Origin of the sequence: Streptomyces sp. NPDC002055, from assembly GCF_040296705.1 — a bacterium.
GTDB lineage: Bacteria > Actinomycetota > Actinomycetes > Streptomycetales > Streptomycetaceae > Streptomyces.
Genome location: NZ_JBEOXS010000020.1, coordinates 112,352 through 125,312 on the forward strand (window position 1 = coordinate 112,352; position 12,961 = coordinate 125,312).

Annotated in this window: 12 protein-coding genes; all 12 read left to right on the forward strand. The window is 71.2% G+C overall.

Features of this window, described 5'->3' with window-relative positions:
* Positions 1–68 precede the first annotated feature (68 nt).
* The 12 genes from ABT112_RS15255 (at position 69) to ABT112_RS15310 (ending at position 12,685) form a co-directional block, all read left to right on the forward strand.
* Positions 69–1,499, forward strand: coding sequence for a UDP-N-acetylmuramoyl-tripeptide--D-alanyl-D-alanine ligase (locus ABT112_RS15255; RefSeq protein WP_351509577.1), 1,431 nt, complete (start codon positions 69–71; stop codon positions 1,497–1,499).
* Between the two features lie 5 nt (positions 1,500–1,504).
* Positions 1,505–2,569: a phospho-N-acetylmuramoyl-pentapeptide-transferase gene (gene mraY, locus ABT112_RS15260; protein ID WP_351509579.1), complete on the forward strand. Its 1,065-nt coding sequence runs from the start codon at positions 1,505–1,507 to the stop codon at positions 2,567–2,569.
* Positions 2,551–4,002, forward strand: a complete 1,452-nt coding sequence (gene murD / locus ABT112_RS15265; protein WP_351509580.1) for a UDP-N-acetylmuramoyl-L-alanine--D-glutamate ligase — start codon at positions 2,551–2,553, stop codon at positions 4,000–4,002. The genes mraY and murD overlap by 19 nt, the downstream gene beginning before the upstream one ends.
* 57 nt (positions 4,003–4,059) lie before the next feature.
* Entirely contained in the window at positions 4,060–5,400 is a 1,341-nt protein-coding gene (gene ftsW / locus ABT112_RS15270) for a putative lipid II flippase FtsW (protein WP_351509582.1), read from the forward strand.
* Between the two features lie 6 nt (positions 5,401–5,406).
* Positions 5,407–6,501 (forward strand): undecaprenyldiphospho-muramoylpentapeptide beta-N-acetylglucosaminyltransferase, encoded by a 1,095-nt coding sequence (gene murG, locus ABT112_RS15275; RefSeq protein ID WP_351509585.1) that lies wholly within the window; start codon positions 5,407–5,409, stop codon positions 6,499–6,501.
* 13 nt (positions 6,502–6,514) lie between these two features.
* The gene (locus tag ABT112_RS15280) at positions 6,515–7,300 is read left to right on the forward strand and encodes a cell division protein FtsQ/DivIB (RefSeq protein WP_351509587.1); all 786 of its coding nucleotides are present in this window, start codon (positions 6,515–6,517) and stop codon (positions 7,298–7,300) included.
* 276 nt (positions 7,301–7,576) lie between these two features.
* A complete protein-coding gene (gene ftsZ / locus ABT112_RS15285) occupies positions 7,577–8,812 on the forward strand; it encodes a cell division protein FtsZ (RefSeq protein ID WP_351509589.1) in 1,236 nt (411 codons plus the stop codon).
* A gap of 12 nt (positions 8,813–8,824) precedes the next feature.
* Positions 8,825–9,634 (forward strand): peptidoglycan editing factor PgeF, encoded by an 810-nt coding sequence (pgeF, locus tag ABT112_RS15290; protein ID WP_351509591.1) that lies wholly within the window; start codon positions 8,825–8,827, stop codon positions 9,632–9,634.
* Entirely contained in the window at positions 9,631–10,350 is a 720-nt protein-coding gene (locus ABT112_RS15295) for a YggS family pyridoxal phosphate-dependent enzyme (RefSeq protein WP_351509593.1), read from the forward strand. The genes pgeF and ABT112_RS15295 overlap by 4 nt, the downstream gene beginning before the upstream one ends.
* Positions 10,351–10,502: 152 nt before the next feature.
* The gene (locus tag ABT112_RS15300; RefSeq protein ID WP_351509595.1) at positions 10,503–11,144 is read left to right on the forward strand and encodes a cell division protein SepF; all 642 of its coding nucleotides are present in this window, start codon (positions 10,503–10,505) and stop codon (positions 11,142–11,144) included.
* Between the two features lie 61 nt (positions 11,145–11,205).
* Positions 11,206–11,490 carry a YggT family protein gene (locus ABT112_RS15305; RefSeq protein WP_351509597.1) on the forward strand — a complete coding sequence of 95 codons (285 nt, stop codon included), beginning with the start codon at positions 11,206–11,208 and terminating at the stop codon, positions 11,488–11,490.
* 49 nt (positions 11,491–11,539) lie between these two features.
* Complete coding sequence (locus ABT112_RS15310; protein WP_351509599.1) at positions 11,540–12,685, forward strand: DivIVA domain-containing protein; 1,146 nt, start codon at positions 11,540–11,542, stop codon at positions 12,683–12,685.
* Positions 12,686–12,961: the final 276 nt, after the last annotated feature.

Consider the following 12,961-nt stretch of genomic DNA (forward strand, 5'->3'; position numbering starts at 1 on the left):
CAGAACTCCATGCGCGCATACGCCTCCACGAGGCAGCTCTTCTGTACCGCTACCCCGGGAGGTGAGCGATGATCGCACTCACGCTCGCCGAGATCGCCTCGATCGTTTCCGGACAGCCGCACGACATACCCGACACCGGCCGCCGGGTCACCGGGCCAGTGGTGATCGACTCCCGTGAGGTGCGGCCCGACGGCCTCTTCGTCGCCTTCCGGGGGGAGCACGTCGACGGCCACGACTACGCGCAGCGCGCCGTCGAGGCGGGCGCGGCAGCCGTCCTGGCCGCCCGCCCCGTCGGTGTCCCCGCGATCGTCGTGGACGATGTCGAAGCCGCCCTGGGAGCCCTGGCGCGCGCCGTCGTGGCCCGGCTCGGTGCCACGGTCGTCGGCCTCACCGGCTCGGCGGGCAAGACGAGCACCAAGGACCTGATCGCCCAGCTGCTGGAGCGGATCGCCCCCACCGTCTGGACGCCCGGCTCGTTCAACAACGAGATCGGTCTCCCGCTCACCGCGCTGAGCGCCGACGACGGCACCCGGCACCTGGTCCTGGAGATGGGCGCCCGCGGCATCGGCCACATCCGCTACCTCGCGGAGCTCACCCCGCCCCGGATCGGCGTGGTGCTCAACGTCGGCACCGCCCACATCGGCGAGTTCGGCGGCCGTGAGCAGATCGCCGTGGCCAAGGGGGAGTTGGTCGAGGGGCTGCCCGCGGCGGCCGACGGCGGTGTCGCCGTGCTCAACGCCGACGACCCCCTCGTCCGCGCCATGTCGGCCCGGACCAAGGCCCGTACGGTGTTCTTCGGCGAGGCCGAGGACGCCGATGTGCGCGCCGAGGACGTCCGGCTCACCGACACCGGCCGGCCCGCTTTCCGCCTTCGGACCCCCACCGGGTGCAGCGACGTGACGCTGCGGCTGTACGGTGAGCACCACGTGTCGAACGCGCTCGCCGCGGCCGCCGTCGCCCATGAGTTGGGCATGTCCGTGGACGGGATCGCCCAGGCGCTCTCCGAAGCCGGGCAGCTCTCTCGCTGGCGCATGGAGGTCACCGAGCGCTCGGACGGCGTGACCGTCGTCAACGACGCCTACAACGCGAACCCCGAGTCCATGCGCGCCGCGCTGCGCGCACTCGCCGCCATGGGAGGAGCCGCACAGGCCAAGGGGGGGCGTACGTGGGCGGTGCTCGGTCGCATGGCCGAGCTCGGTGACGATTCACTCGCCGAGCACGACGCGGTCGGACGACTGGTCGTCCGGCTCAACGTCAGCAAGCTCGTGGCGGTGGGGGGCCCGGAGGCCGCCTGGCTGGACATGGGCGCCAAGAATGAGGGTTCGTGGGGTGAGGAGTCGGTGCACGTGTCCGACGCGCGGGCGGCGATCGACCTGTTGCGCAGTGAGTTGCGCCCGGGAGACGTCGTGCTGGTGAAGGCATCCAGGGCCGAGGGCCTGGAGCGGGTCGCACAGGGGCTGCTCGACAGCGCCGGTGAGGGCGAGGCCGTCGCCCGATGAACTCGATGAAGCAGATTCTCTTCTCCGGAGTCATCGGGCTCTTCCTGTCCCTGGTCGGCACCCCGCTGCTGATCAAGCTGCTGGCCAAGAAGGGATACGGCCAGTTCATCCGGGACGACGGCCCGCGAGGCCACCACGGCAAGCGCGGTACTCCCACCATGGGCGGTATCGCCTTCATCCTGGCCACGCTGATCGCGTACGCCCTGACGAAGGTGATCACCTCCGCCCAGCCCACCTTCTCCGGTGTGCTGGTGCTGTTCCTGATGGCGGGCATGGGCCTGGTCGGCTTCCTCGACGACTACATCAAGATCGTCAAGCAGCGGAGCCTCGGTCTGCGGGCCAAGGCCAAGATGGCCGGACAGCTCATCGTCGGTATCGCGTTCGCGGTCCTGTCGCTGAACTTCGCCGACTCCCGGGGCCAGACCCCGGCCTCCGACCGGCTGTCCTTCACCCAGGACTTCGGCTGGTACCTCGGCCCGGTGATCTTCACCATCTGGGCGCTGTTCATGATTCTCGCGATGTCGAACGGCGTGAACCTCACCGACGGCCTCGACGGCCTCGCCACCGGCGCCTCGGTGATGGTCTTCGGCGCGTACACGTTCATCGGTGTCTGGCAGTACCAGGAGTCCTGCGCCAACCAGATCACCGCCGGACCCAACTGCTACGAGGTGCGCGATCCGCTCGACCTCGCGGTCGTCGCCTCCGCGCTGATGGGCGCCTGTTTCGGCTTCCTGTGGTGGAACACCTCGCCCGCCAAGATCTTCATGGGTGACACCGGTTCGCTGGCCCTCGGCGGCGCGCTGGCCGGTCTGGCGATCTGCTCCCGGACCGAGCTGCTGCTGGCCCTGCTGGGCGGCCTGTTCGTGCTGATCACCATGTCCGTGATCATCCAGGTCGGTTCCTTCCGGCTCACCGGCAAGCGGGTCTTCCGCATGGCGCCGCTCCAGCACCACTTCGAACTCAAGGGCTGGACGGAAGTCCTGGTGGTGGTCCGGTTCTGGATCATCCAGGGCATGTGCGTGATCGTGGGTCTCGGTCTCTTCTACGCAGGGTGGGCGGCAGGCAAGTGACCTGGGCGGACAAGAACGTCACCGTCGCCGGCCTCGGCGTCTCCGGGGTCCCCGCAGCGCGCGTGCTGCGGGGCCTCGGGGCCCGCGTCACCGTGGTCAACGACGGTGACGACGAGCGGGCACGCGGGCAGGCGGCCGAACTCGAGCAGCTGGGCGTCACCGTGCGCCTCGGCGACGGCGACACGCTCCCCGAGGGCACCGAGCTGATCGTCACCACGCCCGGCTGGCAGCCGGACAAGCCGCTCTTCACGGCCGCCGCCGCGGCGGGCGTCCCGGTCTGGGGCGACGTCGAACTCGCCTGGCGGCTGCGGCGGCCGGGCGCCGCCCCCTGGCTGGCCGTCACCGGCACCAACGGCAAGACCACCACCGTGCAGATGCTGGCCTCCATCCTGGAGGCCGCCGGACTGCGCACCGCCGCCGTCGGCAACATCGGCGTCTCGCTGCTGGACGTGGTGCTCGCCGAGGACGAGGGCGGCGAGGGCCCCTACGACGTCCTCGCCGTCGAGCTCTCCAGCTACCAGCTGCACTGGGCGCCGAGCCTGCGCGCGCACTCCGCGGCCGTCCTCAACCTCGCGCCCGACCACCTCGACTGGCACGGCTCCATGCAGGCCTACGCCGCCGACAAGGGCCGGATCTACGAGGGCAACCAGGTCGCCTGCGTCTACAACGCCGCCGACCCCGCCACCGAGGAACTGGTCCGCGCCGCCGACGTCGAGGAGGGCTGCCGCGCCATCGGCTTCACCCTCGGCACCCCCGGCCCGTCCCAACTCGGCGTCGTGGAGGGGATCCTGGTCGACCGGGCGTTCGTCGAGAACCGGCACAGCCATGCCCAGGAGCTGGCCGAGGTCGCCGACATCCACCCGCCGGCCCCGCACAACATCGCCAACGCCCTTGCCGCGGCGGCCCTCGCGCGCGCCTTCGGCGTCGAGGCCACGGCCGTCCGCGACGGACTGCGCTCCTTCCGCCCCGACGCGCACCGCATCCAGCACGTGGCGGACGTCGGCGGCGTGGCCTACGTCGACGACTCCAAGGCCACCAACACCCATGCCACCGAGGCCTCCCTGGCCGCCTACGAGCACATCGTGTGGATCGCCGGCGGCCTCGCCAAGGGCGCGACCTTCGACGACCTCGTCAGCAACGCGGCGGGCCGGCTGCGCGGCGCCGTACTGATCGGCGCCGACCGGGCCCTGATCCGGGAAGCGCTGGCGCGACACGCCCCGGATGTGCCGGTCGTCGACCTCGACCGGACCGACACTGGGGCGATGGCCGCGGCCGTCCGGGAAGCGGCCGGGCTCGCCCGGCCCGGGGACACCGTCCTGCTGGCCCCGGCCTGTGCCTCGATGGACATGTTCGTCAACTACGGCAAGCGCGGCGAGGCCTTCGCGGCGGCCGTACGGGAGCTGGAGGCGCCCCCCGGGGCACAGCGGCGCTAGTCGGCCCCGTCCCCGCGCCGCGGACGGGTCCGGCGCACCAGACCTTCAGGAGGGGACATGACGGCCCGTACGGCGAGACCGGCGGCGTCCCGCCCCCGCGGGCGGGGCGGCCCGGCCCCGGAGCGTCCCCGCGGCAGCGCCCTGGGCGGCCTGCGGAAGCTGCACACCCGGCTCAGGCGGGCCTGGGACCGCCCGCTGACCGCCTACTACCTGATCTTCGGCGGCAGCGCGCTGCTCACCGTCCTGGGCCTGGTGATGGTCTTCTCCGCCTCCCAGATCCAGGCCCTGCAGTCCGGGCTGCCGTCCACGTACTACTTCCGCAAGCAGCTGATCGCCGCCGCCCTCGGCGCCTGCCTGCTGCTGCTCGCCTCCCGGCTCCCCGTCCGGCTGCACCGGGCGCTGGCCTACCCGCTGCTCGCCGTCTCGGTCTTCCTGATGACCCTGGTGCAGATCCCGGGAATCGGCCAGACCGTCAACGGCAACCGGAACTGGCTCCAGCTCGGCGGCCCCTTCCAGCTCCAGCCCAGCGAGTTCGGCAAGCTCGCCCTGGTGCTCTGGGGCGCCGACCTGCTCGCCCGCAAGCAGGACAAGCGGCTGCTCAACCAGTGGAAGCACCTGCTCGTACCGCTGGTCCCGGCCGCCTTCATGCTCCTCGGGCTGATCATGCTGGGCGGTGACATGGGCACCGCCATCATCCTCACCGCGATCCTCTTCGGCCTGCTCTGGCTCGCCGGCGCCCCCACCCGGCTCTTCGCGGGCGTGCTCGGCGGCACCGCGGCGCTGGGCCTCCTGCTGATCACCACCAGCGCCAACCGGATGGCCCGGCTCGCCTGCATCGGCGCCACCGACCCCGGTCCGAACGATCAGTGCTGGCAGGCCGTGCACGGGATCTATGCGCTCGCCTCCGGCGGACTGTTCGGTTCCGGGCTGGGTGCAAGCCTGGAGAAATGGGGTCAACTCCCCGAACCGCACACCGACTTCATCTTCGCCGTGACGGGGGAGGAACTCGGCCTGGCGGGGACGCTGTCGGTACTCGCCCTCTTCGCGGCTCTAGGCTATGCGGGTATCCGCGTGGCCGGACGCACGGAGGATCCCTTCGTCAGGTACGCCGCGGGAGGTGTGACCACCTGGATCACGGCTCAGGCCGTGGTCAACATCGGTGCGGTGCTCGGTCTGCTGCCGATCGCCGGTGTCCCCCTCCCGCTGTTCTCCTACGGAGGCTCCGCCCTGCTGCCGACGATGTTCGCCATCGGGCTGCTGATCGCCTTCGCGCGCAGCGAACCCGGTGCGCGGGCGGCCCTGGCCATGCGGCAGCCTGCTGTGAGAAGGAAGCTGGCTGGGGTGAGATGGAAGACGATGAGACGGCGCGTCAAGCAGCGACCGTCCGGAGAGCGGTGAATTTCGGTGCATGTCGTACTCGCCGGTGGGGGGACCGCCGGCCACATCGAGCCCGCGCTTGCCCTCGCGGACGCCCTGCGCAGGCAGGACCCGACCGTGGGGATCACGGCCCTCGGCACGGAGCGCGGACTCGAGACCCGGCTCGTCCCGGAGCGGGGTTACGAACTGGGACTGATCCCGGCCGTACCGCTGCCGCGTAAGCCCACACCGGAGCTGATCACCGTGCCCGGGCGGCTGCGCGGCACCATCAAGGCCGCCGAGCAGATCCTGGAGCGCACCAAGGCCGACTGTGTGGTCGGCTTCGGTGGCTACGTGGCTCTCCCCGGCTATCTGGCCGCCAAGCGGCTCGGAGTGCCGATCATCGTGCACGAGGCCAACGCCCGCCCGGGCCTGGCCAACAAGATCGGCTCCCGGTACGCCGCCGGTGTCGCCGTGAGCACGCCGGACAGCAAGCTGCGGAACGCCCGCTATGTCGGCATCCCGCTGCGCCGCACCATCGCCACGCTGGACCGGGGCGCGGTCCGTCCCGAGGCGCGGGCCGCCTTCGGGCTCGACCCCAACCTGCCGACGCTGCTGGTCTCCGGCGGCTCGCAGGGCGCCCGGCGGCTCAACGAGGTGGTGCAGGCGGTCGCCCCGGCGCTGCAGCGCTCGGGCATCCAGATCCTGCACGCGGTGGGCCCGAAGAACGAGCTGCCCCGGGTGGACAATATGCCCGGCATGCCGCCGTACATTCCGGTGCCCTACGTGGACCGGATGGACCTCGCGTACGCCGCGGCCGACATGATGCTCTGCCGCGCCGGCGCCATGACGGTGGCCGAACTCTCCGCCGTCGGGCTCCCCGCCGCGTACGTACCGCTGCCGATCGGTAACGGCGAGCAGCGGCTCAACGCCCAGCCGGTGGTCAAGGCCGGCGGCGGCCTGCTGGTCGACGACGCCGAGCTGACCCCCGAGTGGGTGCAGAGCCAGGTGCTCCCGGTGCTCGCCGACCCGCACCGGCTGTACGAGATGTCCCGGTCCGCCGCGGAGTTCGGCCGCCGGGACGCGGACGATCTGCTGGTCGGCATGGTGTACGAGGCGATCTCCGCACGCCGCCAGGCGTGAGAAAGCAGGGAGCGTGGCCGGAACGACGACCGACCGACGCGGTACGCGGAACTCTCCGCCGTCCGGCCCGCCCCTGCTCCGGATCCGTCTCCGGCGCCCCCGCCGTCGCACCCTGATCGCCTCCCTGGCGGGCGCGGTGCTGCTCGGCGTGGGCGCCGTCTGGGTCCTCTACGGCTCGGACTGGGCCCGGGTCGAGCGGGTGAACGCGGAGGGCACCACGGTGCTCCGGCCCCGTCAGGTGGTCGCGGCGGCCGGCGTACCGGCCGGCGAGCAGCTGGCCTCCGTGGACACCGACGAGGTCGCGGCCCGGCTGCGGGCCGCGCTCCCGCGCATCGCCGAGGTCGACGTGACCCGTTCCTGGCCGGACAGCATCGATCTGAAGGTGACCGAAAGACGTCCGCAGCTGCTGATCGAAGCGGGCGGGCGATTTACCGAAGTGGACGCCGAGGGCGTCAGGTTCGCTCAGGTGCGGAAGCGTCCGGACGGGGTGCCGCTGCTGGAGCTCGCGGCCGGAGACTCCCCGAGCCGGCGGCGCTTCGGCGCCGACCGGCTCCGAAGGGAGGCGGTCCGCGTCGCCGCCGGGCTCCCGGCGGAGGTCCGGCGCGACACCCGGGTGGTCAAGGTCGGTTCATATGACTCCATCACGCTGGAGCTGACGGGCGGACGGACGGTCCGGTGGGGGAGCGGGGAGAACGGCCGCGCCAAATCGCGGACTCTGCTCGCGCTCCTGAAAGCCGCCCGGGGCGCCCGGCACTTCGACGTGAGCGCTCCCACGGCCCCTGCCGCGTCCGGGAGTTGACGTGCCCGCAGGCGCCCCAGCACCCTGGTTGGCTAGCGCTATGCGTGATCACATAGGGTGAAAAGAAAAACGGGAGGTTCGGCGTGTTCGTTGAACGCGCAGCACTTGTCGACTTAGTGTCTCGTTCGAGGACTCCACAGAGCAGACATACTGGTAACCCTAAACTTCACCGTTAGGGTTCGGGTCGGCGTTCGGACCGTCCCACATCGGCATCAGTCCGTGCACCGCGGCCAACGTGACGCACGGACACGTAACTCGAGGCGAGAGGCCTTCGACGTGGCAGCACCGCAGAACTACCTCGCAGTCATCAAGGTCGTCGGCATCGGCGGCGGTGGCGTCAACGCCATCAACCGGATGATCGAGGTCGGTCTCAAGGGCGTCGAGTTCATCGCGATCAACACCGATGCGCAGGCCCTGCTGATGAGCGACGCCGACGTCAAGCTGGACGTCGGCCGTGAGCTCACCCGCGGCCTCGGCGCCGGCGCCAACCCCGATGTCGGCCGCAAGGCCGCGGAGGACCACCGCGAGGAGATCGAGGAGGTCCTCAAGGGGGCCGACATGGTCTTCGTCACCGCGGGTGAGGGCGGCGGGACCGGTACCGGCGGAGCGCCGGTGGTCGCCAATATCGCCCGCTCGCTGGGCGCCCTGACCATCGGCGTGGTCACCCGCCCGTTCACCTTCGAGGGCCGACGCCGAGCGAACCAGGCCGAGGACGGCATCGCCGGCCTGCGCGACGAGGTCGACACCCTCATCGTGATCCCCAACGACCGGCTGCTGTCCATCTCGGACCGGCAGGTGAGCGTGCTCGACGCGTTCAAGTCCGCCGACCAGGTGCTGCTCTCCGGTGTCCAGGGCATCACCGACCTCATCACCACCCCTGGCCTCATCAACCTCGACTTCGCCGACGTGAAGTCGGTGATGTCGGAGGCCGGGTCCGCGCTCATGGGCATCGGCTCGGCCCGCGGCGACGACCGCGCGGTGGCGGCGGCCGAGATGGCGATCTCGTCGCCCCTGCTGGAGGCGTCCATCGACGGCGCCCGCGGCGTGCTGCTCTCCATCTCCGGCGGCTCCGACCTGGGCCTCTTCGAGATCAACGAGGCGGCCCAGCTGGTCAGCGAGGCGGCCCACCCCGAGGCCAACATCATCTTCGGCGCGGTCATCGACGACGCGCTCGGCGACGAGGTGCGGGTCACGGTGATCGCGGCGGGCTTCGACGGCGGGCAGCCGCCCTCCAAGAACCGCGACAAGGTGCTCGGTTCGTCCAGCGGCAGCCGCGAGGAGCCCTACCCGTCGGCCGGCCGCCCGTCCTCCTCGTCCTCCGACACCGCCGGCCGCTCCTCGTTCGGCGGCCTCGGCTCGGTGACGCCGCGCGAGGAGGAGCCCGACGAGGTGGAGTCGGCCCCGGTGGGCGAGACCTCCGCGCCCCCGGTCGCGCCGCCCCAGGTTCCCCCGGCCCGTCCCTACCAGGACAGCCAGGCCGAGGAACTGGACGTCCCGGACTTCCTGAAATAAGCACAGCACGCAGTGATAACGCAGAACGTCAGCGCGAGCGGCGCCCACTTCGCCTTCACCGACCGGTGGGGCGGGGTGAGCGCCGTTCCGTACGCCGAGCTCAATCTGGGCGGCGCGGTCGGTGACGACCCGGCCGCCGTCGTCGCCAACCGCCGGAGCGCCGCGCGGTCCCTGGGCATCGATCCCGGCCGGGTGGTCTGGATGAACCAGGTGCACGGCCGGGACGTCGCGGTGGTCGACGGACCGTGGGGTCCGGCCGGCGATGTCCCGGCGGTGGACGCGGTGGTGACCGCGCGTCGCGGCCTGCCGCTCGCCGTGCTCACCGCGGACTGCACCCCGGTTCTGCTGGCGGACCCCGTCGCGGGCGTCGCGGCCGCCGCCCATGCCGGGCGTCCCGGGCTGGTCGCCGGGGTCGTCCCGGCGGCCGTCGAGGCGATGCTCGCGCTCGGCGCGGAGGTCTCGCGGATCACCGCCGTCACCGGCCCGGCCGTCTGCGGACGCTGCTACGAGGTGCCGGAGGACATGCGGGCCGAGGTGGCGCGCGTCGTTCCGGAGTCCTGGGCGACCACCGGCTGGGGCACCCCGGCCGTGGACGTCACCGCCGGTGTCCACGCACAACTCGACCGGCTCGGGGTGCGGATGCGCGAACAGTCCCGCGTCTGCACCCTGGAGTCGTCCGACCACTTCTCCTACCGCCGCGACCGGACGACCGGACGCCTCGCCGGCTATGTCTGGCTGGACGACGGGACCCCTCGGGGAGCCGACGGCCCGGCCGCCCACCAGGACGGCGCGGAGGCCGACAGGTCCGAGGGGGCCACGTGACCGACCGCAGGGCCGAACTGGCCGAGAACCTGGCGCAGGTGGAGGAGCGGATCGCCGCCGCGTGCGCCGCCGCGGGACGGGCCCGGGACGAGGTGACCCTCATCGTGGTCACCAAGACCTACCCGGCGAGCGATGTCCGGCTGCTCGCCGAACTCGGGGTGCGGCACGTCGCCGAGAACAAGGACCAGGAGGCGGCGCCCAAAGCGGCGGAGTGCGCGGATCTGCCGCTCACCTGGCACTTCGTCGGTCAGTTGCAGACGAACAAGGTCCGTTCCGTGGCCGGTTATGCCGATCTGGTGCAGTCCGTCGACCGGGCGAAGCTGGTGGGCGCTCTCTCCACCGCCGCGGTGCGCGCCGGGCGGGAGCTCGGCTGCCTGCTCCAAGTCGCCCTCGACGCAGAGGCGGGAGAGGCCGGCGGCCGGGGTGGCGTCGCGCCGGACCGGGTGCCGGAGATCGCCGACGCGATCGCCTCGGCCGAGGGGCTCCGGCTGGGCGGCGTGATGACCGTGGCGCCGCTCTCCGGCCCCTACGCGGGGCGTCAACGGGCGGCATTCGAGCGGCTGGTGGAAATCTCGTCCGGCCTGCGCACGGGGCATCCTGCTGCCACCATGGTGTCCGCGGGAATGAGCTCGGACCTCGAGGATGCGGTGGCGGCCGGGGCGACACATGTGCGCGTCGGCACTGCGGTACTCGGAGTCAGGACCCGGCTCCGGTAACGTCGCGAAGCAAGTCGGACCACAGCAGAAAATATGGTCATTTCCGCCCGTCGGGCGGGCAGGCCGAGTGGATCCCGGGCGTCCGGTGACGGAGCCCATGGTGCCTCTCCGCAGGAGGCAGGGGAGCCACCACAGAGCGGAGGACGCAGAGAATGGCCGGCGCGATGCGCAAGATGGCGGTCTACCTCGGCCTCGTGGAGGACGATGGTTACGACGGCCGGGGATTCGACCCCGACGACGAATTCGAGCCCGAGCCGGAGCCCGAGCGGGCTCGTCGGCCCCACCAGTCACATCCGTCGGACCGGACAGATCCGGACGAACCGGTACGGGTTGTGCATCCGCCCGTCCAGCGCGAGCCCGTCGCCCTGACCGCAGAAAGTGGGCGCTCCGGGTCTCTTCTCCCGGAAGGGGGGCGAGGGGGGCGTATCGCACCCGTGGCATCCATCACACCTGAACGTCAGAATCCGGAGAAGAACGCACCCGTGATCATGCCCAAGGTCGTGTCCGAGCGAGAGCCCTACCGCATCACCACGCTGCATCCCCGGACCTACAACGAAGCCCGTACCATCGGGGAACACTTCCGTGAGGGCACTCCGGTGATCATGAATCTGACGGAGATGGACGACACCGACGCGAAGCGACTTGTCGACTTTGCTGCCGGTTTGGTCTTCGGCCTCCATGGAAGCATTGAGCGAGTGACGCAGAAGGTGTTCCTGTTGTCGCCTGCTAACGTCGATGTCACGGCGGAGGACAAGGCCCGTATTGCAGAGGGTGGGTTCTTCAACCAGAGCTGAGACGCACCATGGTCACCGGAGCCACGAGGCCCGGCACGAGTAAGGGGAGAGGCACCGCGAGATGGACATCGCACTGCAGGTGATCTACATCGCGCTGTACTGCTTCCTGATTGTGCTGATCTTCCGGTTGGTCATGGACTACGTCTTCCAGTTCGCCCGCTCATGGCAACCCGGCAGGGCGATGGTGGTCCTCCTCGAGGCCACCTACACTGTCACTGATCCGCCACTCAAGCTTCTGCGGCGGGTCATTCCGCCGCTGCGTCTCGGGGGCGTAGCGCTCGACCTGTCCTTCTTCGTATTGATGATCATCGTCTACATCCTGATCACCGTCGTGAGGTGGCTGTGAACGATACGGTCATGCCGATTGCCGACGACTACGTAGAGGTGAAGAAGAGATGCCGTTGACCCCCGAGGACGTGCGGAACAAGCAGTTCACGACCGTCCGTCTCCGAGAAGGCTATGACGAGGACGAGGTCGATGCCTTCCTCGATGAGGTCGAGGGTGAACTGACCCGTCTGCTCCGGGAGAACGAGGACCTGCGGGCCAAGCTGGCCGCCGCGACCCGTGCTGCCGCGCAGAACCAGCAGCAGGGCATGCGCAAGCCGGAGGGTCAGGAGCGACCCGGCGCACCCGTGCCCGCTGCCATATCAGGACCGCAGCCGGTGCCGCCCCAACAGCAGATGGGCCCGCCCCAGCTGCCCGGTGGCGCACCTCAGCTGCCCGCAGGTCCCGGTGGACACGGCGGTCCGCAGGGGCAGCACGGCCCCGGTCCGATGGGCCAGGGTGGTCCGATGGGCCAGGGCGGCCCCATGGGTGGTCCGATGGGCGGCCCCGGTGGCCCGGGCGGTCCCGGCGGCCCTGGTGGCCCCGGCGGTCCCGGTGGCCCCGGCCCGCACCTGCCGCAGCCGGGCCAGGGCCCGGGTGGCGACAGCGCCGCCCGCGTCCTCTCGCTCGCGCAGCAGACCGCGGACCAGGCGATCGCGGAGGCCCGTTCCGAGGCCAACAAGATCGTCGGTGAGGCCCGCAGCCGCGCCGAGGGTCTGGAGCGGGACGCCCGTGCCAAGGCGGACGCCCTGGAGCGGGACGCGCAGGAGAAGCACCGCGTCGCGATGGGCTCGCTGGAGTCCGCTCGCGCCACGCTGGAGCGCAAGGTCGAGGACCTGCGCGGCTTCGAGCGCGAGTACCGGACGCGACTGAAGTCGTACCTGGAGAGCCAGCTGCGTCAGCTGGAGAACCAGTCCGACGACTCGCTCGCCCCGCCGCGTACCCCCGCCGCCGCGTCGCTGCCGCCGTCCCCGTCGATGGCGGGTGCGGGTGCCGGTGCCGGCGGGATGGGTGGCCACACGATGGGTGGCAACCAGTCCATGGGCGGTCACGGTGGGCACAACCCCGGTGCCGGGGCGCAGTCCTACGGCGGTCAGCAGCAGATGTCGCCGGCGATGACGCAGCCGATGGCTCCGGTGCGGCCGCAGGGGCAGCAGCCCATGCAGCAGGCGCCGTCGCCGATGCGTGGCTTCCTCATCGACGAGGACGACAACTGACGGGCGGCTTGCGGCGCTAGGCGCCGGGCAACCGAGCAGTCGGCATATCGAAGGGCCGGGCTCCGGGACGACAGTCCTGGGGCCCGGTTCTTTTTGGTGGTGGGGGTGGTTGGCGTCGCCGGGCGTTTTCGCCGTGCGGCGCGCGCTTGGGGGGGGGCTTGCGGTTCGTTTCGGCGGGTGCCCGGTTTGTTGGGTGCGGGTGTGTGGGTGGTTGCGGGGGCGGGGGCTCCGGGGTGGGGGTTCCGGAACGCATATTTACGGGCCCTGGGGGCCCAC